At 72.6% G+C, this 21551-nt stretch carries 15 protein-coding genes; 9 read left to right on the forward strand and 6 right to left on the reverse strand.

All coding sequences use genetic code 11. The features are described from left to right. Window positions 1-79 precede the first annotated feature (79 nt). The gene (locus tag ACFWUZ_RS18655) at window positions 80-1060 is read right to left on the reverse strand and encodes an NADPH:quinone reductase (RefSeq protein ID WP_384373462.1); all 981 of its coding nucleotides are present in this window, start codon (window positions 1058-1060) and stop codon (window positions 80-82) included. 302 nt (window positions 1061-1362) lie between these two features. Between ACFWUZ_RS18655 and ACFWUZ_RS18660 the strand changes: the two genes are divergently transcribed. From ACFWUZ_RS18660 to ACFWUZ_RS18695, 8 genes are all read left to right on the forward strand, one after another. After that, window positions 1363-2535: a 3-deoxy-7-phosphoheptulonate synthase gene (locus ACFWUZ_RS18660; protein ID WP_384373465.1), complete on the forward strand. Its 1173-nt coding sequence runs from the start codon at window positions 1363-1365 to the stop codon at window positions 2533-2535. A 19-nt stretch (window positions 2536-2554) separates the two neighbouring features. Beyond that, window positions 2555-3325 carry a 2,3-dihydro-2,3-dihydroxybenzoate dehydrogenase gene (locus tag ACFWUZ_RS18665; protein WP_384373469.1) on the forward strand — a complete coding sequence of 257 codons (771 nt, stop codon included), beginning with the start codon at window positions 2555-2557 and terminating at the stop codon, window positions 3323-3325. Window positions 3326-3375: 50 nt separating this feature from the next. After that, window positions 3376-3999: an isochorismatase family protein gene (locus ACFWUZ_RS18670; protein WP_384373794.1), complete on the forward strand. Its 624-nt coding sequence runs from the start codon at window positions 3376-3378 to the stop codon at window positions 3997-3999. Next, window positions 3996-5891 carry an anthranilate synthase family protein gene (locus ACFWUZ_RS18675; RefSeq protein ID WP_384373472.1) on the forward strand — a complete coding sequence of 632 codons (1896 nt, stop codon included), beginning with the start codon at window positions 3996-3998 and terminating at the stop codon, window positions 5889-5891. The genes ACFWUZ_RS18670 and ACFWUZ_RS18675 overlap by 4 nt, the downstream gene beginning before the upstream one ends. 142 nt (window positions 5892-6033) lie before the next feature. Then, the gene (locus ACFWUZ_RS18680; RefSeq protein WP_384373475.1) at window positions 6034-7056 is read left to right on the forward strand and encodes a 3-oxoacyl-ACP synthase III family protein; all 1023 of its coding nucleotides are present in this window, start codon (window positions 6034-6036) and stop codon (window positions 7054-7056) included. Window positions 7057-7109: 53 nt separating this feature from the next. Further along, window positions 7110-7934, forward strand: a complete 825-nt coding sequence (locus ACFWUZ_RS18685) for an arylamine N-acetyltransferase (RefSeq protein WP_384373478.1) — start codon at window positions 7110-7112, stop codon at window positions 7932-7934. A gap of 67 nt (window positions 7935-8001) precedes the next feature. Continuing rightward, a complete protein-coding gene (locus ACFWUZ_RS18690; RefSeq protein WP_384373481.1) occupies window positions 8002-9567 on the forward strand; it encodes an FAD-dependent oxidoreductase in 1566 nt (521 codons plus the stop codon). A 185-nt stretch (window positions 9568-9752) separates the two neighbouring features. Next, the gene (locus tag ACFWUZ_RS18695) at window positions 9753-9926 is read left to right on the forward strand and encodes a hypothetical protein (protein ID WP_384373484.1); all 174 of its coding nucleotides are present in this window, start codon (window positions 9753-9755) and stop codon (window positions 9924-9926) included. A gap of 104 nt (window positions 9927-10030) precedes the next feature. Here the strand turns inward: ACFWUZ_RS18695 and ACFWUZ_RS18700 are convergent, their stop codons facing one another. Next, window positions 10031-13186 (reverse strand): BTAD domain-containing putative transcriptional regulator, encoded by a 3156-nt coding sequence (locus ACFWUZ_RS18700; protein WP_384373487.1) that lies wholly within the window; start codon window positions 13184-13186, stop codon window positions 10031-10033. 346 nt (window positions 13187-13532) lie between these two features. Here ACFWUZ_RS18700 and ACFWUZ_RS18705 point away from each other — a divergent pair, with 346 nt between their 5' ends. Further along, window positions 13533-14711, forward strand: a complete 1179-nt coding sequence (locus ACFWUZ_RS18705; RefSeq protein ID WP_384373490.1) for an IS701 family transposase — start codon at window positions 13533-13535, stop codon at window positions 14709-14711. A 78-nt stretch (window positions 14712-14789) separates the two neighbouring features. On the opposite strand, the gene ACFWUZ_RS18710 is transcribed toward ACFWUZ_RS18705, so the two are convergent. From ACFWUZ_RS18710 to ACFWUZ_RS18725, 4 genes are read right to left on the reverse strand one after another with little or no spacing between them, the layout of a single operon-like run. Continuing rightward, on the reverse strand, window positions 14790-15989 hold the full coding sequence (locus ACFWUZ_RS18710) for an MFS transporter (RefSeq protein WP_384373493.1): 1200 nt from the start codon (window positions 15987-15989) through the stop codon (window positions 14790-14792). Between the two features lie 44 nt (window positions 15990-16033). Next, window positions 16034-17335 carry an acetyl-CoA carboxylase biotin carboxylase subunit family protein gene (locus ACFWUZ_RS18715; protein ID WP_384373496.1) on the reverse strand — a complete coding sequence of 434 codons (1302 nt, stop codon included), beginning with the start codon at window positions 17333-17335 and terminating at the stop codon, window positions 16034-16036. A 26-nt stretch (window positions 17336-17361) separates the two neighbouring features. Next, on the reverse strand, window positions 17362-17970 hold the full coding sequence (locus tag ACFWUZ_RS18720) for an NADPH-dependent FMN reductase (protein ID WP_384373499.1): 609 nt from the start codon (window positions 17968-17970) through the stop codon (window positions 17362-17364). Beyond that, window positions 17967-21413 carry an acetyl-CoA carboxylase biotin carboxylase subunit family protein gene (locus tag ACFWUZ_RS18725; protein ID WP_384373502.1) on the reverse strand — a complete coding sequence of 1149 codons (3447 nt, stop codon included), beginning with the start codon at window positions 21411-21413 and terminating at the stop codon, window positions 17967-17969. The genes ACFWUZ_RS18720 and ACFWUZ_RS18725 overlap by 4 nt, the downstream gene beginning before the upstream one ends. Window positions 21414-21551 lie beyond the last annotated feature (138 nt).

A 21551-nucleotide genomic window follows, 5' to 3' on the forward strand; every position in this document is an offset into this window, starting at 1 on the left:
TCGCGGCGCCGCCGAATGAATTCCGGTTCGGAATTCCGGGCCGGGTCCGAAATGCTCGGCCGCGTCGGGAATTCCGGGTTCAGCTCCTGACCCGCAGGACGAGCTTTCCCGTCACCTTGCCCTCGTCCAGCAGCCGGTGGGCGCGGGCCGCCTCCGAGAGCGGCAGCACCTCGGTTCCGCGCGGCCGGAGCAGGCCGGCCGCCGTCAGCGTGTTGACGTAGGCGGCGGCCGCGGCGAGCCGGCCCGCGGTGGCGTGCGAGATGGCGAAGCCGCGGACCGAACAGTCCTTGAGGTAGAGCGGCCCTACGGGCAGCACCGGGCGGGTGCGCATCCCGGAGAGCACCACGATCCGGCCGCGGCTCGCCAGCAGGTCCACCGCCGTCTCCAGGTCGTTGCGCGCCGAGGTGTCAACGTGGATGTCGACCCCGTCCGGGGCGAGTGCGCGGATCCGGCCCGGCAGGTCGGGGTCGTTGTAGTCGACGACCTCGGCCGCGCCCCGCTCCCGTACGTACGCGAAGTCGCGCGGCGAGGCCGTCGCGATCACCCGGGCCCCGGCGTGCGCGGCCATGGTGACCAGCGCGCTGCCGACGTTGCCCGCCGCCCCGGCCACCAGCACGGTGTCACCGGCCGTGATGTCGCCCTGGTCGAAGAGCGCGAGGTAGGCGGTGACGGCCGGATGGGCGAGGGCCACGGCGTCCACCGGGTCCACCCCGTCGGGCAGCCGGTAGAGGCGCTCGGCCGGGACGACGGCCTGTTCCGCGGCGGCGCCCTGGCGCCCGTCGTGGCCGAGGCTGTTGCACCAGACGCGGTCGCCGGGCGCGAAGCGGTGGGCGACGGCGGATCCCGCGCGCAGCACGGTCCCGGCGAGGTCCCTGCCGATGACGAAGGGGAAGTCGAGGGGGGTGCGCCAGGCACCCGAGCGGACGAAGGTGTCGACGTGGTTGACGGAGACGGCATCGACCTCGACGAGGACGTCGGACGGCCCCGGCTGCGGAGCGGGGAGCTCACCGAAGCGGATGACCTCCGCGGGACCGAGCTGTTCGATATAGGCAGCATGCATGGGTCGGATTCTGTTCGGGAAGGCCGCCCCGGGAAACCCTGAATCCGGCGTCTGTCAGGTGCCGCAGCACCGGGGAGTATCCGGAGGGGACACCACCGCTTGTTCCGGACAAAGTACCGGAACCCCTCCCCCGTCCGTTTGGGAACCGACACACCGCACCAGGCTTGCGATCCACTTCTACTCACCTGACGTAATGCACCGTGGCGCATGGTCACTTTCGGCCGGTCGGCGCAGTATCCGTATTCCGTCGTCCCTCGTCTTCACCCGAGTACCCACGCCTGCACATACCTTGGGAGTTTCCTGTGGTTACAGCTGCACTTACCGTCAGAAAAGAAACCGCTCGTCAACAGCCGGATTGGGCCGACAATCCGGAATTGCCGAAGGTGCGGGAACAGCTCTCCGAGCGGCCGGCTCTGGTCAACGCCGGGGACGTCCGCCGCCTGCGGTCCCACCTCGCCCGCGTCGCGCAGGGCGAGGCGTTCGTCGTCCAGGCCGGAGACTGCGCCGAGGACCCGTCGGAGTGCGACGCCGGCTACATCGCCCGCAAGTCCGCGCTCCTCGACCTGCTCGCCGGCACCCTCAAGATGATCACCCACAAGCCGGTGGTCCGGATCGGGCGCCTCGCCGGCCAGTTCGGCAAGCCGCGCTCGCGTCCCACGGAGACGGTCGGCGGGATCGAACTGCCCGTGTTCCGGGGCCACATGGTCAACGGTCCCGAGGCCAGCCTCGCCGAGCGCATCCCGGACCCGCACCGCCTGCTGGCCGGCTACGAAGCCGCGTCCAGAGCCATGGCCCACCTGGGCTGGACCGAACCGGCCCGCCGCTCCGGCATCTGCCCGCCGGTGTGGACCAGCCACGAGGCACTGCTCCTCGACTACGAGCTGCCCATGCTGCGCTGGGACGAGGAGGGCAACCCGCTGCTGACCTCCACCCACTTCCCGTGGATCGGCGAGCGCACCCGGCAGATCGACGGCGCGCACGTGGACACGCTCGCCGGCGTGGTCAACCCGGTGGCCTGCAAGGTCGGGCCCTCGATGGACCCGGAGGAGCTGATCGAACTCTGCCGGCGCCTCGACCCGTGGCGCGAGCCGGGCCGCCTGACCCTGATCGCCCGCATGGGCGCCGACCTGGTCTCCGAGCGGCTGCCCGAGCTGGTCGACGCGGTGCGGCAGGCCGGTCACCCGGCGATCTGGCTCACCGACCCGATGCACGGCAACACCGTCAGCGCCCCCGGTGGCCTCAAGACCCGCCTCGTCGACACCGTCGTCGAAGAGGTACGGGGCTTCCAGGAGGCCGTGGTGCGGGGCGGCGGCGTCGCGGGCGGTCTGCACCTGGAGACGACCCCGGACGCGGTCACCGAGTGCGCCACCGGCGCGGAGCACCTCGACGGGGTCGGCGAGACGTACACGAGTTTCTGCGATCCGCGCCTCAATCCGCACCAGGCCTACGCCGTGGTGTCTCAATGGCGTGCCTGAACAAGCAGGGAGATGGGACATGGACAACAAGGTCGCCCTCGTCACGGGAGCCGCGGGAGGTATCGGCCTGGCCGTAGCCCGCAGGCTCGCCGAAGAGGGCGCGGCGGTCGCAGCCGTGGACCGCGACGCGACCCGGCTGCGAGAGGCGGTGGAGAAGCTGACCGCCGACGGGCTCAACGCCCGCGCCTACCCTGCCGATGTCACCAGCACCGAACAGGTGGAGGCGGTCGTCGACCAGGTCGAGACCGAGCTGGGTCCGCTGGACTTCCTCGTCAACACCGCGGGCATCCTGCGCATGGGCGAGGTGCGCGACTTCAGCGACGAGGACTGGCTGCAGACCTTCGAGGTCAACGTCAGCGGCGTCTTCCGGCTGTCGCGCGCGGCCGTGAACCGGATGGTCCCGTACAACCGCGGAGCCATCGTGACGGTCGCCTCCAACGCGGCCGGCACCCCGCGGACCGGGATGGCCGCCTACGGGGCCTCCAAGGCCGCCGCCACGATGCTCACCAAGTCCCTGGGCCTGGAAGTCGCCCGCTACAACATCCGCTGCAACGTCGTCGCACCCGGTTCCACCGACACCGCGATGCTCGCCTCCATGTGGGAGGACGAGCAGGGACCCGCCAAGACCATCGCCGGCAATCCGGAGTCCTACAAGGTCGGCATCCCGCTGGGCAAGCTCGCCCGCACCTCCGACATCGCCGAAGCCGTGCTCTTCCTGCTCTCGGACCGCGCGGCCCACATCACCCTGCACGTCCTGACCGTCGACGGCGGGGCCACGCTCGGCGCGTGACCCCCGATCGCCCCAGCCCTTTGAGGAACGACACCTCCGAGAGGACCAACATGGCCGGCATACCGACCATCGAGCACTATCCCCTCCCGACCGCGGGAGACCTGCCCCCGTCCGTGCCCCGGTGGACGTTCGACACCGACCGGGCCGTGCTGCTCGTCCATGACATGCAGCGCTACTTCCTCGCGCCGTTCCCCGAGGGACTGCGCGAGCAGCTGACGGCCAACGCCGTCCTGCTGAGGGAGCACTTCGCGGCCGCCGGCGCCCCCGTCGCCTACACCGCCCAGCCCGGCGGCATGACCCCCGAGCAGCGCGGCCTGCTGGCCGACATCTGGGGTCCCGGGATGCGTACGAGCCCCGAGGACCGCGAAGTCGTCCCGCCGCTCGCCCCCGCCGAGGGTGACTGGGTGTGCACGAAGTGGCGCTACAGCGCCTTCTTCAACACCGACCTGCTGGAGCGGATGCGGGCGGCGGGCCGCGACCAGCTCGTCATCTGCGGCGTGTACGCCCACGTCGGCGTGCTGACCACCGCCATCGAGGCCTTCAGCCACGACATCGAGACCTTCCTCGTCGCGGACGCCGTCGGCGACTTCAGCGAGGCCGACCACAAGCTGGCCGTGGACTACGCCGCCAAGCGCTGCGCGGTCGTCACCACCGCGAAGGAGGTCACCGGATGACCTCCCCGCTGCTGGCCCGCGTCCTCGGCCCCAACCCGCCCCCCTTCGCCCTGCTCTTCCGGCCCGAGGCCACCGGCCCCGGGGTCCTCGAGGTCGTCGTCGGCGACACCGCCACCGTCGAGACCCTGGCCCAGCTGCGCCCGCCGCGGGCCCAGGAGGCGCGGGGCGAGGCCGGCGCCCGCCACGAGGTACTGGCGCTCGTCCCCTATCGCCAGATCGCCGAGCGTGGGTTCGCCGCCCCCGACGAGGACACCCCGCTGGTCGCGATGACCGTCACCGGCCAGGAGCGCGTCTCCCTGGTCGAGGCGCTCGCCCTCATCCCCGACCTGCCGATCGAGCTGGAAGGCGGCCGGTTCGACGTCTCCGACGAGGAGTACGCCGACACCGTGCGCCGGGTGATCTCGGACGAGATCGGTGAGGGCAAGGGTGCCAACTTCGTCATCAAGCGCTCGTGGTCCACGACCATCCGCGAGTACTCCACCGGACACGCGCTGACCCTCTTCCGGCGGCTGCTGGAGAGGGAGTCCGGCGCGTACTGGACCTTCCTCGTGCACACCGGCGAGCGCACCCTCGTCGGCGCGAGCCCCGAACGGCACGTCAGCCTGCACCACGGCGCCGCCGTCATGAACCCCATCAGCGGCACCTACCGCTATCCGGCGGCCGGGCCCTCCCTGCCGGAGGTGATGGACTTCCTCGCCGACGCCAAGGAGGTCGACGAGCTCTACATGGTGGTGGACGAGGAACTGAAGATGATGGCCCGGATCTGCGAGGGCGGCGCCCGCGTGGACGGCCCGTACCTCAAGGAGATGGCCCGCCTCGCCCACACGGAGTACTTCATCGAAGGGCGCAGCGAGCGCGCCCCGGAGGAGATCCTGCGCGAGACCCTCTTCGCGCCGACGGTGACCGGCAGCCCGCTGGAGAGCGCGGCCTCCGTCATCGCCTCGTACGAGCCCCAGGGCCGCGGCTACTACAGCGGCGTCCTGGCCCTGATCGGCCGCGACGAGGAGGGCGGGCACGCGCTGGACTCGTCCATCCTGATCCGCACGGCCGACATCTCCGCCGCCGGCGAGGTCGGCATCGGCGTCGGCGCCACCCTCGTGCGCCACTCGGACCCGTGGTCGGAGGTGGCCGAGACCAAGGCGAAGGCCGCCGGGATCCTCTCCGCGCTGGAGTCGCCGGCCGGCCGGGCCCGGTTCGCCTCGCACCCCCACGTCCGTGCGGCACTGGAGGAGCGCAACCGGACCATCGCCGGCTACTGGCTCGGGGAGGAGAAGGAGCGGGCCGCCGTGAACCCGGCACTGGCCGGGCGGCGCGTCCTGGTCGTCGACGCCGAGGACACCTTCACCGCGATGATCGCCCGGCAACTCCATTCGCTGGGCCTGGACGTCACCGTCCGCCGGTTCGACGAACCGTACGCGTTCGCCGACCACGACCTGGTCGTGATGGGCCCCGGCCCGGGCGACCCGCGCGACACCGCCCACCCCAAGATCGATCACCTGCGGTCGGCCGTACGGACCCTCGTGGACGAGCGCAGGCCCTTCCTGGCCGTCTGCCTCAGCCACCAGGTCCTCTCCACCACCCTCGGCTTCGAGCTCGTGCGGCGCAGCGAACCGAACCAGGGCGTGCAGAAGGAGATCGACTTCTTCGGCAGACGGGAACGGGTCGGCTTCTACAACACCTTCGCCGCGCGTTCCGCAGTGGACTCGGCGATCGTGCCCGGCGTCGGGCTCGTGGACATCAGCCGCGACCCGCTGACGGGCGAGGTGCACGCATTGCGCGGCCCGCACTTCGCCTCGATGCAGTTCCACGCCGAGTCGGTGCTGACGCAGAACGGCCCGCAGATCATCGGGGAGCAACTGGCCTCGCTGACCGCCCGGATGCTCGCCGCCTGACCCGCGCCCGACACCGGTACGGGGCGGTCCCGAGCGGATCGCCCCGTACCACCCGCCCAACCTGACAAGGTCCCGTGGCCCGCCTGGCTGAACTCATCCCGGGCCGGAACCATTAGTTTCACCCAGCGAGGAGTCAGCCCACATGATCACGACGGGAATTCGCAGTGCGAGCAATGCTCTTTCAATCGGCGTGCTGGGCACGGGGTCGTACGTACCGGCTCATGTCGTCACGAACGACGAAGTCGGGGCGCCGGCCGGAGTCGACCACGAATGGATCTTCGGAAAGACAGGAATCCGTAACCGCCGGTGGGCGAAAGCCGATGAGGCCACGTCCGACCTCGCGGTGATCGCGGGGCGCGCGGCGCTGGAGAGCGCCGGGATCCGCGCCGCTCAGCTCTCCCTCGTCGTGGTGGCGACCTCCACCCCCGACCAGCCCCAGCCCCCGACCGCCGCCGTCGTGGCGGGCGAGCTGGGCGCGGACCACGGGACCGCCGCCTTCGACGTCAACGGCGTGTGCACCGGCTTCCTGTTCGCGCTGGCCACGGCACAGAGCATGCTGGCCGCCGCGGGCGGTGACGGCTACGCCCTCGTCATCGGCGCCGACGTCTACAGCCGCATCCTGAACCCCCAGGACCGGCGCACCACCATCCTCTTCGGCGACGGGGCGGGTGCCGCCGTGATCGGCCCGGCCGCCGGAGCGGGACGCGGGGTCCTGTCGAACCGGCTCGCCAGTTTCGCGGCCGACCGGCACCTCATCGAGGTGCCCGGCGGTGGCAGCCGCATTCCGACGACTCCGGAGACCCTCGCCGAAGGACTCCAGTACTTCACCATGAACGGCCGCGGGGTCCGCGATTTCGTGGCCGACAACGTACCTCCCGCGATCCGCGCATTCCTCGCGGAACAGCACCTCACCCCGGCGGACCTCGACCACTTCGTTCCGCACCAGGCCAACGGCCGCATGCTGGAAAACCTTTCCGCAGAACTCGGCGTCCGTCCCGGCCGCACCTGGGCGACGTACGAGGAATACGGCAACACGGGTTCCGCCTCGGTACCCATCACCCTCGACCACGCGGCGCGATCGGGCCGGCTGACCGCCGGCGACCTGGTCCTGCTCGCCGGCTTCGGCGGCGGCATGGCCCTCGGTCTCTCGCTCGTCCGCTGGTAGGCCCCCTCCCTCCCCGACCACCCCTGGGGAAACCTCACCCTCAAGGAGATCCCGTGCTGGACTCAACCCTGATCGACGACGCCACCGTCGACGCCTACCTGAACCGCATCGGCGCCACCCGGCCCGCGGCCCCGGACCTCGCGGGCCTGCGCCACCTCACCGAACGCGCCGTGCTCTCCGTGCCGTTCGAGAACCTCGACTACCACCTCGAGGGACGCGAGATCCACATGGACCAGCGTTCCGTCGACAAGGTCGGCCGCGAGAGCCGCGGCGGCGGCTGCTACGAGGTCAACCCCGCGCTCGGCTTCGTCCTGGAGGCTCTGGGCTACCAGGTCGACATCCTGCCGGGCCGCGTCCACCGCCCGGAGGGCCTCGGCCCCTTCCTCGGCCACCTCGCCCTGAAGGTGACCATCGGGGACGACGCCTACCTCGTCGACACCGGCTTCGGCCGCAACAGCCGCCTCCCGCTGGACCTGGGCAGCCGCGAGGTGCAGAGCGACCCGCACGGCGAGTACCAGCTCAAGGACGTCGAGGGCCAGGCCGGCACGATCGACCTGTGGCTCGGCGGCCGCCCGCTCTACCAGGTGGTCGAGACCCCGGTCCGCATCGAGGACTACGCGCCCTCGCTGTGGTGGTACCGCACGGCGCCCGACTCCTCGTTCCTGCAGGCGCTCTTCTGCTCCATCCGGACCGAGAACGGCCTCGTGACCCTCAAGGGCCGCCACCTGAACGTCGTGAACGGCGACGAGCGCACCAAGACCGTCCTGGAGGACGACGCCGACGTCATCGCGGCGTACAAGACCCACTTCGGCATCAGCCTCGACGTGCTGCCCGCCGAGCCGGTGAACTCCACCACCACCGGCGTCCGTACCGACTGAGAGAGTGCCAGAGGCCATGGCTGACCTGATCGCCGGCGGGAGCCGGCCCACGAGAGAAGACGAAGCGGTGTCAGCGTCCGGAGCGTCCGACCTGGATGTCCTGGTGGTCGGAGCCGGCCCCACCGGCCTGCTGACCGCCCTCGAACTGCTGCGGCGCGGCATCCGGGTCCGGGTGATCGACCGGGCCACCGAACCCATGCTGACGCCCAAGGCCCTGTCCGTCTGGCCCCGTGCCCTCGACATCCTCGAGGACACGGGTCTGGGCGAGGCGGTGCAGCGGGAGTCCGTACGGATCAACACACTGAGCTACTTCTCCGAAAGGCGACCCCTGGCCTCCTTCGGATTCTCGGACGACCTGGCGTGCCGCACCCTCCCGCAGCACGTCACCGAGAGGCTGCTCACCGAGCGTTTCCAGGAGCTCGGCGGCAAGATCGAGCGCGGTGTGCGGCTCCTGGCCCTGGACGGCGTGGACTTCTCCGGCCGGATCGAGGCCACCGACGGGGTCACCGCCGTGCTGGAGACGCCCGAGGGGCTGGAGCGGATCCGCGTTCCCTTCGTCGTCGGTGCCGACGGCGCGGGCAGCGCGGTCCGCGGCCAGCTGGGCATCGGCTTCGAGGGGTCCACGTACGAGATGGCGTTCGCCCTGGTCGATGCCCGCATCGAGGGGTACCTGCCGCCGGACGAGTGCCACTTCTACCAGTCGGCGAACGGCGCCCTGGTGATCGTCCCCATTCCGGGGGGCATCTTCCGGTTCCTGTCGGTGATGCCGCAGGGCAGCGGCGAGGTCGACGCGCAGATGATGCAGGACATCATCGACGAGCGCGGCCCGCGCGGGGTCCGGATCGACGAGGCCGTCTGGAAGGCGGTGTTCCGGGTGCACGCCCGGCGCGCCAGCGAGTTCCAGCGCGGCCGGGTCTTCCTGGCCGGCGACGCCGCCCACGTCCACAGCCCGGCCGGCGGCCAGGGCATGAACAACGGCCTCCAGGACGCGCACAACCTGGCCTGGAAGCTCGCCGCGGTCATCCGCGGGGAATCCCCCGCTTCGCTGCTCGCCTCCTACGGCGAGGAGCGCTCGGAGGTCACCCGGCAGATCGTCCGCGACACCGACCTGCAGACCCGCGCCTGGCTCGCCAAGGCGAAGGTGACGGTCGCCGCGCGCGACGCGGCGTTCCGTCTGCTCGACCGGACGGGCATCGTCTCGGAGTTCTACGCCCCCGTGATGGCCGGCCGCAGGCTGTCCTACCCGCCGGTCCGCGACACCCAGCAGCCCTCGGGCTGGACCGGCTGCCGCGTACGCCGTGCCCTGCCGGGCGCGCTGGAGGTCGGCGCCGTCTTCCCCCGGCGGCTCGCCCTCGCGTACGGCATCTCCGGCCCGGGAGCCGCCCCGGACCACTGGAACCTGGCGGTCGTCTCCGACGGCAGCCGGGACTGGGAGGAGGAGCTGGGGCACGTCGTCGCCCGGTGGCCACGACTGCGCCAGGTGACGCTGCGCCGCCGCGACGCGGGAGCGCAGGCCGGGTGCCGGGCACCGGGTTACTACCTGATCAGGCCCGACGGGCACATCGTCGCCCATGGTCACGCCCGTGATCTCGGACGGCTCGAAGCCGAACTCCGGAATTCCATCGTCCAGTAATCGGACTCCCCTCTCCGCTGACAGAACGCGTTTCCGGTCGTTCCCGCGAGTTCCCGCCACCAATACCGGGCGGCTCCCACCGCCCTCACAGGGCGGGAACCGGGCGGGAACCTTCCGGGAACTCCTCAAGCGAATCTCTGTTCTGTCGAAAGCGGCACTCGAACAAAAACCAAGGGGAAATAGATATGCGCGTCAAGCTCGCTGGTCTGATCAGCATCTTCTCGGTCGCCCTCGCGCTCGGTCTGGGTGTCACCGGCGAGCTGAACGAGCAGGCGGAGGGTACGACGACCGGACACGTCGTCCTGGCCGAGGACAAGGGCCCCCACGCCCCGGTCCCCGCGCCCAGCCCGCGCCGCTGAACCGCTGCCGAAACTCCGCGGGGGGCCCGTCCGAATCCGGACGGGCCCCCCGCGGTTTCGGCGTTCTCCGCCCGTTCCTGCCCGCGTGGGCCGCGGTTCACCGCTCAGGCGGTCCGCCGGCCGCCCGGCGGTACTCCCATCGCCTCGAAGAGCCTTTCGGCCCGGTCCCGGTACCCGGCCGCCTCCGCCAGCCCGAGGTGCTCGGCGGCAGCCGCCATGCCGTCGAGGGCATGGCCCATCTCGACCCGGTATCCGGATCCCTCGGCACAGCTCAGGGCCCATTCGTGCCGGTGCAGGGCCTCCTCGTGCCGACCGTGGCGGCCGAGCCCCAGCGCCAGGATGTTGGCCACGCGCGAACGCCGCTGCGGCGACATGGTCGAGGTGATCAGCTCCCATGCCTTGGTGCCGTGATCGAGTGCTGATTCCGTCTCGCCGAGGAGGTCCCACACGTCCGCCGAGACGGCGAGCGCCAGCACGAGCGTCTCCGTCGAACAGGAGGAGCTCAACGCCAGAGCCCGGTCCAGACTGGTCCGGGCCTCCTTGGCGTCGCCCGTCGCGCACTGCGTCAGAGCCAGACCCGTGAGGGCAATGGCTTCCAGGTCCGGGTGGTGGAAGTCCCGGCAGAGACCGATGGCCCGGCGCGCCGCATCTGCGGCCTCGTCGTGGCGGCCGAGGGCCGTGCACACCGCGGTGAGGGTGTTCAGGTCCTCCAGCCGCTGCTGCGGCATGGCGGCCCCCCGCGCCTCGAGCGCCTTGACGGCCTCCGTGGTGTACGCGTAGGAACTCGTCAGGTTCCCCAGCCCGTAGTGGACGAGCCCGAGGACCCCGAGGCTGACCACCTCGACGTCCTCGGCGCCGATCCGCCGGGCCCATTCGAGGGCCTCTTCGCTGGCCTCCACCGCCTCCGCGAGCCGGCCGAGCTTCCAGCGCGCGACCCCGAGGTTGTTGAGCATGCTGCAGACCAGCTGCGGGTCCCCCATGCTGCGGGTGGCCGCCAGACCCGCACGGCACACGGCCTCGAACTCGGTGAAGCGGCTGCGGAAGTTCAAATGGAAGGCAGCGTTGCGGGCCAGCGCGAACACCTGCTCCGGGGAGCCTTCGTACCCGTCCCGGGCCAGCAGTGCCTGGATGCCCGCGGACTCCCGGTCGAACCACTCCAGGGCCCGGTCCTCCCGGCCGACCGGTGGCAGCGCGTACTCCGGCCCCGGAGCCGGCTTCATGCTGGACCGGATCGGGAACAGCACCACGCACGCGGCCTCGGTCGCCATCGCGTAGTAGCCGAGCAGCCGCCCGCCCGAAGCCCGTCCCTCCGGTCCGGCCGGCCCGTCCCCGAGGGAGAGCGCGTAGGTACGCACCAGATCGTGGAAGGAGTAGAGCCCCGGTTCCTTCTGCACCAGCAGGTGCATGTCGAGGAGGTCCTCCAGCATGTCCTCCGCGTCCCGGAGCCGGGTGTCGAGCAGGGCCGCCGCCGAATAGACGTCGACCTCCGCCCCGGGATGCAGGCCGAGCAGGCAGAAGGCGTCCCGCAGGCTCTCCTCCATCGCCTTGTACGAGAGGCTCAGGGTCGCGGCCACGCTGCGTTCGCCCGCGCTCAGTTCGTCCAGCCGGCGGGTCTCGTCCTCGAGCCGCTCCGTCAGGTAACCCAGGGTCCACCGGGGCCGGTTGCGCAGCCGCGCGCCCGCCAGCCGCAGGGCCAGCGGCAGGTGCCCGCACAGCGCGGCGAGTTCTGCCGCCGCCTCGGGCTCCTTGGCCACCCGGTCGCTGCCCAGGAGTTCGGCGAGCATCACCTGGCTCTCCTGCGGCGGCATCACGCCGAGGGAGATCCATGCGGCACCGTCGAGTTCGCACACCCGGGCCCGGCTGGTGACGAGCACCAGGCAGTCGGCGGAGGGGGGCAGGAGCGGGAGCACCTGGCCGGCGTCGAAAACGTTGTCGAAGAGGAACAGCAGGCGGCGGCCCGAGACCGTGGCCCGCCACAGCCCGATCAGCGCGGCCTCCTCGTCCGGGATCCCGTCGGCCGGTACGCCGAGGACACGCAGCATCCCGCTCAGGGTCACGGCCGGGCGCTGCGGTTCCTCGCCCGGGCTGAAACCGCGCAGGTCGACGTAGAGCTGGCCCTCCGGATACTGCTCGGCCAGCTGGTGCGCGGCGCGGACGGCGAGCACGGTCTTGCCGCAGCCGCCCATGCCGTCGACGGCGACGACCCGCGGGCCGCCGCTCGTGTCCCGGCGGCAGGCCTCCAGGACCTCGGCCAGCTCGCGCTCGCGTCCGGTGAAGTCCGCGAGGTCCGGCGGCAGGGTGCTGGGCGCGGAGCCGCGCTGTTCCCTGGCCGCCGGAACCGGCGCGGGAAGGGCAACGGGCGCGGGAACCACGACGTCGGCGGCAGCGGCCGCCACGCCCTCGGCGGGTGCCGGTACCGGCACCCGCCCCGTCGCCGGTTCTGAGGCCGGCTCGACGGCGGCAGCCGCAGCGGCGGCCTGCGGGACGGCCGGGCCCGCCAGTTCGGGCGACGCCCGCAGGATGTCCTCGTACATCTTGGTGAGCTGGGCACTCGGGTCGATGCCGAGTTCCTCGACGAGCAGCTCGCGGACCTTGGCGTACTCGGTGAGCGCGTCGGCCTGCCGGCCGGAGCGGTACAGCGCCAGCATCAGCTGACCGCGCAGGGTCTCCCGCAGCGGGTGCTGGGCGATGAGGGTGCGCAGGTCGCCGATCAGCTCGCCGGCCTCCCCCAGGTCCAGGCGCAGGCCGAAGAGCTGCTCGGCGGCGCCGAGCCGCCGCTCCTCCAGTACGGCCGCCGCGGCCTCGACCACGGAACCGCCGATTCCGGACATGACGGGGCCGCGCCACAGCGCCAGCGCGGCGCGCAGCTCCGCCACCGCCTCCGGAGTGCGCCCGTCGGCGGCGGCCCCCCTGGCCTGCCGCAGATGACGGGAGAACTCGTTCAGATCAAGCCGTCCGTCGCCCACGTCGGCCCGGTACCCCGGGCCGTCGGTGACGATCAACTTCCCGCCATCGGGAATCCGTCTGCGCAGTTCTGCAACGGCTTTCCGAATCTGATGGGAAGCGGTTACCGGCGGTTCTTCGTCCCAAACTGCTTCCACAAGCCGGGCAACAGGGACGACGCTCCGCGATTCGAGCAGAAGCGTGGCTAGAACCCGCTCATGAATTTGGCCACCGAGTCTGATACGCGCCCCCGCGGTCCAGCCTTCTAGTGGTCCGAGAATGTTGAAGCACACCTGGCCTTCCAATGGGTCCCCCATGAACCTCTTTGCCCCTGATCCCCTCAGTACTCCCTGGTGGGGAAGCACATTCTCCGGATCCTATGCCGTTACCTAGCGAAGGGGTAGCGAAGCGGGAACGATGCGGTATCGGCAGCTCGGAAGGTTGCGTCCTGACTCGGACTCAGGAGCAGAGATGCAGACTTTCGGCCTTAATGGCACACGACGGACACTGCGCCGTGCGTCGAACCACGCCGGTACCAAGCCGGCCACCGCGCACAGCGCCTACCAGGCGCCGGTACCCCCCGCCCAGCCGGCACCCCTCGCCCCGGCCGCCCCGACGCAGCCCGCGGTGGCCGGGAACCCGCGGGAGCAGATACTCGAGGCCATGATCGCGGAGCTGGGCCCGCAGCTCTTCACGTCGCTGCGCCGCAGCGACCAGCGCGCACGCGGTGAGCAGTACCTGCGCGGTCTGCTGTACGCGGAGGGCCGCAAGTCCATCCGCAACCTGGCGACGGTCGTCGGCGGGGCCGGCACCGAACAGTCCCTGCACCACTTCATCACCGAGTCCACCTGGAACTGGGCTCCCATGCGCGCCGCCCTCACCCGCCACGTCGAGCGCACGGTGCGGCCCCGGGCGTGGGTCGTCCAGTCCATGCCGATCCAGAAGGCCGGCGAGCAGACGGTGGGCATCGACCGCCGTTTCGTCCCGGAACTGGGCTACTCCGTCCACGGCCAGCATTCCTTCGGCATGTGGATGGCGTCCGAGGCGATGAGCGCCCCGGTCAACTGGCGGCTGCACCTCTCCGCGCCGTGGCTGGAGAACGAGGAGAAGCGGCGCCGCGCCGACATCCCGGACTGGGTGGAGAAGGAGTCGCCGGGAGAGTGCGCCGCGGCCTCCGCCCTGGAGGCCCTGGAGTGGGGCGCCGAGGCCCGCCCGGTGGTCCTGCCGTCCCGGGACGTCGTCAGCAGCAGCGTGCTGAGCCGCTTCCACACGGCGGGTGTCCCCGTCATCGCCCGGCTCCGCCCGATGGACCAGCTGCGGGTGGCCGACACGGCCATGCCCGGCTACGGCGCGGGCCCCATCCCGGTCGCCGACATGCTCCAGCACGTACGGGGGCTGCGCCGGCCCGTGGAGTGGCTGGACGGGTCCTCCGGCGCCCCGGTCGTCCGCGAGAGTCTGGTCGCGGGCATCCGCGTCGAGCTGCCGCAGGCCCGCCGGGCGGCCTCCTCGCCTCAGCAGTGGCTGCTGATGGGCGAGTGGACCGACCGCAACGGCCCGCCGAGCGAGCTGTGGCTGACGGACCTCACCACGATGTCGCTCGACGGGCTGACCCGGCTGGCCAAGCTCTCGAAGCGGACGGCCTTCGACAGCGCCGCCACCGGGGAGCAGGTCGGCCTGCGGGACTTCACCGGCCGCTCCTTCCAGGCCTGGCACCGCCACCTCACGCTCTCCTCGGCCGCCCACATCGTCTCGATCGGCGCCGACCACGCTGCATCCCGCATGCGGGCGGCGGGTGCGGCCGGCAGTCGGGCCGTGGGCCGGCCGCAGCGGCAGACGGACTGAGCCGTGTCGTGCGAGGGTGACGGTACGCCGCGCAAAGGGGAGTGTTCGGGCTTCGCTCCACCCGTTCCCCGGCCCGCCTCACGCGGCGGACCCGACGGGCCGCCGCGGCCCGGCACCGGCCGGCAGGGGCGCAGGTACGCGCATCGCGACCGCGCCGACGACGGTGAAGTAGACGCCCCAGCCCAGCCATCCCCAGACGTCCCAGCCGACGGAAGCGGTGATGAGCGGCGGTCCCACCACGGTGGTGACGGCGAAGCCGAGGTTGAAGGCGGCGAGGTAGGCGGTCTTGCGCCCCTCGGGGATGTGCAGCAGAGCGGCACCGGTGGTGCCGGAGATGATGTACAGCTCCCCGAGGGAGAACAGCAGCGCGGCCGCCACCACCAGAGCCAGGTCCGTTCCTGCGTCGCCGAACGCCGTCAGCGGTACGAGGACCGCGGCCAGCGCCGACAGCAGCCCGCCGCGCCTCATCATCCGGCGGGCCGTCCCGAGGTTCTCGGAGCCCCGGCTCACCCGGACCTGGAGCACGACGACGAGGGCGGTGTTGAGGACCTGGATCAGGGTGACCGTCCAGGCGGGGGCCTGGGTCTGCTGGACCACCCACAGCGGGACGCCGAGCCCGAGCACGAGCGCCGACATGGTCAGGGCCCCGTACAGGGCGGTGATCCGCAGGAAGACCCGGTCCTTCAGGACGCTGACGCGCGAAGGCCCGCCCTCGGCGGACCCGGCCGTGTGCCCGCTGTCGCCGAAGGTGCGGGAGATCAGGGCGCAGCCGACGAACAGGACGGCGGAGAGCACCATCACCCCCCGGTAGGCCCAGGGCTCGCCGATGGCGATGGCCGCCCCGGAGGGCAGGGCCCCCGCCGCCATGCCCGCGTTGCGCAGCGACCTCAGCCGGGCGAGGGCTCCGACCGCCTCCTTGCCGGTGGCCTGGGCGATGAGTTCGGACTCGATGAGCGGGCTGATGCCGCGGCTCAGGACGCCAGCCACGGCGGAGGCGAGCAGGGCGGCGACGAAGGAGTGGGACACGGACAGCGCGAGGAAGGCCGCCGCCCGCGCGAGGAAGAGGACGGTGAGGACGGTGCGGGTGCCGAAGCGTTCGGCGGCCCGCGCGATGGGCATGGCGCCCAGGAGCGACGTGATGCCGGCGACGCTGAGGACCAGGCCGATCTGCGCGTTGGGCAGTTCCACCGCTTTGTCGAAGAAGAGGACGGACAGGGACAGGTACATGCCGAGTCCGACGGCGTCGGAGAGCCCGGTGGCATAGAAGCGTTTCTTCATCAGGGCGGTCCCATCATGTGAGCGAAGGGGATCGCGGGGCCGCTTCAGGCGGCCCGCGCAGGGACCGGCGGCGCGCCGGCCTCCTCGAGTTCGATGCCGAGGGCCCGCTCCACGCGGTCGGCGAGCGCGCGGGCCTCACCCGGCGTCGGCGCACCGAGCAGGAAGGTGGCCAGGTGCAGGGTGCGGTTGCGGCTCACCTGCCCGCCGGGCCGGAACCGGGGTGCGACGTAGGCCAGTTCGGGGAAGTCGGCGAGGACCTCCTCCGTCGGTGTCTGCGCCGTCACCAGCCACTCGCCCGCCGGGATGGGCAGCATCCGCAGCAGTGCGACCCTGCTGAACTCCGGCGCGGTGTCGGGTGGGAGCCCCAGTGCGCTGCGGGCGATCTGTCCGGCGTAGTCGTAGTCCGCGCCCACTTCGAACATGACCGGCATCGGTCCGCCCGCCCGGGCGTTGACCTCGATCACGCGCGGCCCCTGCGGGGTCAGCGCGATCTCGGTGTGCACGGCCCCGGTGGTCAGCCCGATGGCTCTGATCGCCTGGTCCGCACAGTCGACGGCGGCGGCCTGGGCCCCGGCGTCGAGCCGGGAGGGCATCGACACGCCCTCTTCGGCGTATCCGTGCGTCAGCGGCAGCCGGTCGGAGACGACCAGGTGGTGCCGTTCGCCGGCGGCCAGCAGCGATTCCACGCTGCAGTACGCGGCCCAGCCGGTGTCGCCGTCGGCCTCCAGCTCCAGGCGCTCCTCCAGCAGGAAGACGTCCTCCTCCTGGAGGAAGGCCGAGACCGTGGCCCTGCCGTCGCGGTAGGCCTCCAGGAGCTCCTCGTAGGTGGTGACGAGGCGCACGCTCTGGCTGCCCGCGCCCAGCGACGGCTTGAAGACGGCCGGCAGGCCGATCTCGCGGGCCGCGGCGGCCAGGTCCCGCTCCTCGCGCACGACGGCGAACCGCGGCGACGGCACGCCCTGGTCGGCGAAGACCTGCCGCTGCAGGGACTTGGACTGTGCGACGGTCACCGCGGCCAGGGTGTTCCCCGGGAGCCCGAGCCGCTCGGCGAGCTCGGCCTGCGGGCGCAGCAGCAGCTCGGAGTAGGTGACGACCCCGGACAGCGCGTGCCGCTCGTGCAGGGCGAGGCCCACGGTGACCGCCTCGTCCAGGTCCGGCGCGGTCAGGAACTCCCCGTCCAGTCCGCGCCGGGCCCAGTCGGCCCGGACCGGCTCCGGGTCGCCCCAGGCCGAGAGGTGGAGGACGGAGACCGCGGTGCTGAGGCGGGCGAGGGAGTCCAGTGCGTCCTCGGGGGCGTGGCCGCCGATGCCCGAGATCAGCAGGAGGTGGGGTGCGGGGGTCGTCATGGCTGGTCCTTTCGCTGACGCGGGGGTCAGATGCTGATGAAGGCGGGCGGCGGGCAGGGTGCGTGGAGGGGGCGGGCGGGCCCGTGACCGCGTACGGACGGCCGGTGGGGCCGCCGGGCGGAGCGGAAGGAGAGCAGTTCGGCGACCATGTCGTCCAACCGCTCGTGAAGCCCCTCCAGCGGCTCCCCCGGTGCGAAGTCCCCGCCGGTGGCCGCGATGTGGGTGGGGACGGCCCAGCCGCTGAGCGCCCGCACCACCGACCGCATCTGGTCGCAGGCCGTCCCCGCCCCGCGCGGGCCGCCGCCCGCGGCGATCAGGGCGGCGGGCCGGTCGGCGAGGGCGTCGCCGGCGAGGTGGTCCAGCGCGTTCTTGAGCAGGCCGCTGTACGAGCCGTGGTAGACGGGCGTCGCCAGGACGACCCCGCCGGACCGGGCGATGAGGGCCCGCAGCGCGGCGGTCTGGCTGCCGGGCGGCGGGTCCTCGTAGTCGGCAAGCCGGTGGCGGGCGGTGAACTCCCGGCTGAGGTCCAGGAGTTCGTACGCCGTCCCCTCCGCCCGGATGCGGTTTGCGGCCAGCTCCAGGACCCGGCGCGAGACCGAGTCCGGGGCCGGGCTGCCGAGGATGCCGAGGATCACCGCACGGCCCCCGCGGCTCCGGGCCCGCTCGGCGGCTGCGGCCCGGGGTCCAGGACCAGCCGCACCTCGCTCTCGGCGCGGGCGACGAGCCGCTCGACCTCGGCGTGCGAGTCGTGGGTGAAGACGTGCGTGCTGACGCCCGAACCCGAGAACCGCTGTGCGGGGACCACGTCGCCGATGCGGTAGGCGACCCCCCGGAAGTAGGCGTCCTCCGCCACCGCCGAGTCGTCGAAGTCGAGCAGCCTGCCGCCCTGCGTGTAGTGCACCGTCCAGCCCGCGTACGCACCGACCGGTGCACGGCGCCCGGCCCTCGGGTCCGCTCCCGCGTCCGTGCAGATCTTGGCGTGGTCGAGGTCGATGCCCGTGGTGGCGCGGAACGCCTCGGAGATGCCCGCGCCGCCGGGCCGGGCCGCGACCTCGCAGAAGGTGAGACCGCCCTCGGCGACGAACGCCTCCAGGTGGAGCACCCCCGTCCTGACCTGCCAGGCGTCGACGACCTGGCCGAGCAGCTCGTGCGCCGCGGCCCGCAGGACCGGGTCGGCGACCGTGACCGAGGACAGCGGTTCGGCGCGGGAGACCGCCAGGGTGTCCGTCCTGTAGCGGGACACGTCCCACACGACATCGCCCTCGTACAGCACGGCGTCGATGTGGCACATGTCCCCGTCCACGAACCCCTCGCACAGGTGCGTGCCGGGCTGGAACTCCTCCCGGAGCCACCGCTCGACCTGGGCGGCGTCCCGCAGGACGGACACCCCGAAGGAGCCGGATCCGGCGCGCGGCTTGACGACGACCCGGCCGTGCCGGCCGAAGAGGTCCACCACGTCCTCGGGGGTATGGACGAGGTGGCCTTCGGCCGTGCGGATGCCCGCCCGCCGGGCGATGCGCTTCATGACCGCCTTGTCGACGAACTTCCGCGCCGTGGCCGGGTCGTCGCCGGCCGCGCCGAACATCTTCCGCAGCTCGGCGGCCGGTTCCTGCAACCGCTCGGAGACGGTCGCCACCCGGTCCACCGGGTGCAGCGCGTTCACCGCGCCCGCGAGGACCCGTACCGCTTCCGCGTCGAACACGTCCGCCCGCGCCGCGAAGTCGGTGGCGGCGCCCTCGTCGCGAGCCGCGGAGCCGAGCATGCTGACCCGGAAGCGGTCCGGGTCCAGCAGGGGTGATCCGTCGTCCCGCGTCCACACCGAGGGGCCGATCCGGTCCAGCAGCAGGACGTGCGTACGGTCGGCCGGCTCGGTGCGCCACACCAGGGAGCGCTCGATCCGGTCGGCCGCCTGCTCCGCGCGTACGGCGCCCCCCGCGGCCACGGTGTACCGCAGCCGCGGGGCGGGGCCGGTGTGCGTGCCGCTGCGGCCGAGCGGCGTGTGGGCGCGGGCCAGTTCGGGCCAGTCGTACAGGTCCTCGGCGACGGTCGCGGCCACGATGCGGAAGCGGCCCGTACCGCTGGGCAGGATCCGCTGGACGGCGGTGCGCCCGGCGTCGGGCAGGGCGGGGCGGACGGGGCGGCCCAGCGCGCTCTCCGCGGCCGCCGTCACCAGGCTCCGCCGGTGGACGGCGTCGTAGAGGTCGAGCGCCGGCTCGTCGAAGCCGGCCAGGACCAGCGGTTGCTGTCCGCCGCCCCCGAAGACGACCCGCGCGGGCCCTTCGATCCCGGCGGCCACGACCGCCCGCACGGCCCGGGCGGCGAGCTGCCCGGGGACCGCGCCGGCGGTCATCCGCCGCTCGGTGCCCTCGTCGCCGGGGCCCTGGTCGCCGCTCTCGTCCACGACGGCGAGCACGTCGACCCGCTGCCCGGCGGCGACGGCCAGGACGGTGTGCACGGGGTCGCTGACGAAGGCCGGCTCCTCCAGCCCGTCCGGCTCCCGCCACTCCCCCGGCTCGTGCAGTTCGTGCAGCGCGCCCGGCTCCGCCTGCCGGGCCGGTCCGCGGACCGGGTCCGCGGTCGCGGCTCCCTCGGCGGAACGGCCGGTACCGCCGGCGCCGTCGGCTCCGGCTCCGGCGAGGCGGCGCAGGATCCGCGCCTCGGCCTCGTACCCGTCCGACCAGGACAGCACCCCGGCCACCGGATGCCGGGCGTGCGCCCGGCCGAACGCGTTCCGGGCCTCGTCGAAGGTCAGTTCGTCGCGCCGCAGGACCGTCAGCCGTGCGGTCACCGCACCGGCCGCGGTCACGATCCGCTCGACCGGGTCGTCGCCGCCCAGCAGGAGCACGAGGTGCTCGCCGCGGGCCGGTCCGGCACCGGGACCGACATCGGAGGCGGAGGCGCCGTCGAGGGGTTCGAGGCGCAGGGACTCCCGCACCCGCTCGGCCGCCTGCGCAGCGGCCGCGGCCGCCTGCTCGGCGTCCGCGCCCGTCACCATCACGTACCCGAACCGGTCGTGGTTGGTGGCCAGCGCCGGCACCCGGTCGCCGGCCACGACGCCGACCTGGCAGTCGACCACTCCGGCCGGCAGCTCGGCCGGCGTCGGCGCGGCGCCCCGGACGATCCCGCCCGTCCGGCTCCACAGGGTGTGCAGGGCGACCGTGGCCACCGGCGGCGCCTCGTCCGCGACCGGGGCCCCGGTGGCCAGCGCCACCAGGTCCCGGGCGATGGAGCGGCCCAGCGCCAGGGACATCTGGCGGGTCACCACGTGCCCGGCGATCCGGCCGTTGACCTCGATCAGCTCCGGGCCGGTGGGGGTCATCAGCAGTTCGACGTGGAGCGCGCTCGCGCGGATGCCCAGCGCCTCGACCGCGTCGAGGACGAACCGCCGGGCGGCGCCCAGCCCTTCGAAGCGGGCCGGGAAGTGCCCGCCCAGCTCGGCGGTGGTCCCGGACGGTGCGGGCAGCCGCTCCGCGAACCCGAGCACGACGGTGCGGCCGTCCTGCACCAGCAGTTCGGCACTGACGTGGCGTCCGACCGCGTACTCCTCCACCAGGGCGACGGGCGGCTCCCCGCCGGGCCCCAGCGGTACGCCGAGCACCTCGGCCAGCGCACGGGCCGCGTCCTCGCGGGTCCAGGCCACGGTGACGCCCACCGACCAGCCGCCGGCCGTCGGCTTGACGACGCAGGGCAGGCCGATCTCCTCGACGGCCGCCAGCCCTTCCTCCTCGGTGACGGCCCGGCGCCAGCGCAGGGAGCCGATACCGGCCTTCCCGAGGCGTTCCCGGACGGCTCCCTTGTCACCGAGCAGCCGCGCCGCCTCCAGCGATTCGTGGGGCAGACCCAGGTCGCGGGCGAACAGTGCGGCGCTGTGGAGGTGCACCTCGTCACGGCAGATGATGCCGTCGGGGCGGTGGGGGCCGAGCCTGTCGTGCAGCTTCGCGGCGAGGTCCTGGCAGCCTGCCAGCTCCGGCACCTCCACGACGCGCGCGGCCCGTGCGATCAACTCGAAGCCGGGCTTGCCGCGGTACGCGTCCAGGCGTTCCGTGACGAAGCTGACCTCGATTCCTTCGTCAGCCATTTCGGCGACGATGTCAAAACCTCTGATGGATGCCGTCTCCAGCAATACAACATGCATTCGCTCAGCCCCCTGGCTCCTCTTGTTCTGTCGAAGCATCGAGGCCATGGGGGCGCGGGGCAAGCAGGGAAGGCAAACTCC

This window comes from Streptomyces sp. NPDC058646 (assembly GCF_042716875.1).
GTDB lineage: Bacteria > Actinomycetota > Actinomycetes > Streptomycetales > Streptomycetaceae > Streptomyces.

What these genes read in the sequence shown, in the direction of transcription:
- ACFWUZ_RS18655 (WP_384373462.1), bottom strand. Translation starts at nt 1,060, where the DNA reads ATGCATGCTGCCTATATCGAACAGCTCGGTCCCGCGGAGGTCATCCGC.
- ACFWUZ_RS18665 (WP_384373469.1), top strand. Translation starts at nt 2,555, where the DNA reads ATGGACAACAAGGTCGCCCTCGTCACGGGAGCCGCGGGAGGTATCGGC.
- ACFWUZ_RS18670 (WP_384373794.1), top strand. Translation starts at nt 3,376, where the DNA reads ATGGCCGGCATACCGACCATCGAGCACTATCCCCTCCCGACCGCGGGA.
- ACFWUZ_RS18675 (WP_384373472.1), top strand. Translation starts at nt 3,996, where the DNA reads ATGACCTCCCCGCTGCTGGCCCGCGTCCTCGGCCCCAACCCGCCCCCC.
- ACFWUZ_RS18680 (WP_384373475.1), top strand. Translation starts at nt 6,034, where the DNA reads ATGATCACGACGGGAATTCGCAGTGCGAGCAATGCTCTTTCAATCGGC.
- ACFWUZ_RS18695 (WP_384373484.1), top strand. Translation starts at nt 9,753, where the DNA reads ATGCGCGTCAAGCTCGCTGGTCTGATCAGCATCTTCTCGGTCGCCCTC.
- ACFWUZ_RS18700 (WP_384373487.1), bottom strand. Translation starts at nt 13,186, where the DNA reads ATGGGGGACCCATTGGAAGGCCAGGTGTGCTTCAACATTCTCGGACCA.
- ACFWUZ_RS18705 (WP_384373490.1), top strand. Translation starts at nt 13,533, where the DNA reads ATGATCGCGGAGCTGGGCCCGCAGCTCTTCACGTCGCTGCGCCGCAGC.
- ACFWUZ_RS18710 (WP_384373493.1), bottom strand. Translation starts at nt 15,989, where the DNA reads ATGAAGAAACGCTTCTATGCCACCGGGCTCTCCGACGCCGTCGGACTC.
- ACFWUZ_RS18715 (WP_384373496.1), bottom strand. Translation starts at nt 17,335, where the DNA reads ATGACGACCCCCGCACCCCACCTCCTGCTGATCTCGGGCATCGGCGGC.
- ACFWUZ_RS18725 (WP_384373502.1), bottom strand. Translation starts at nt 21,413, where the DNA reads ATGGCTGACGAAGGAATCGAGGTCAGCTTCGTCACGGAACGCCTGGAC.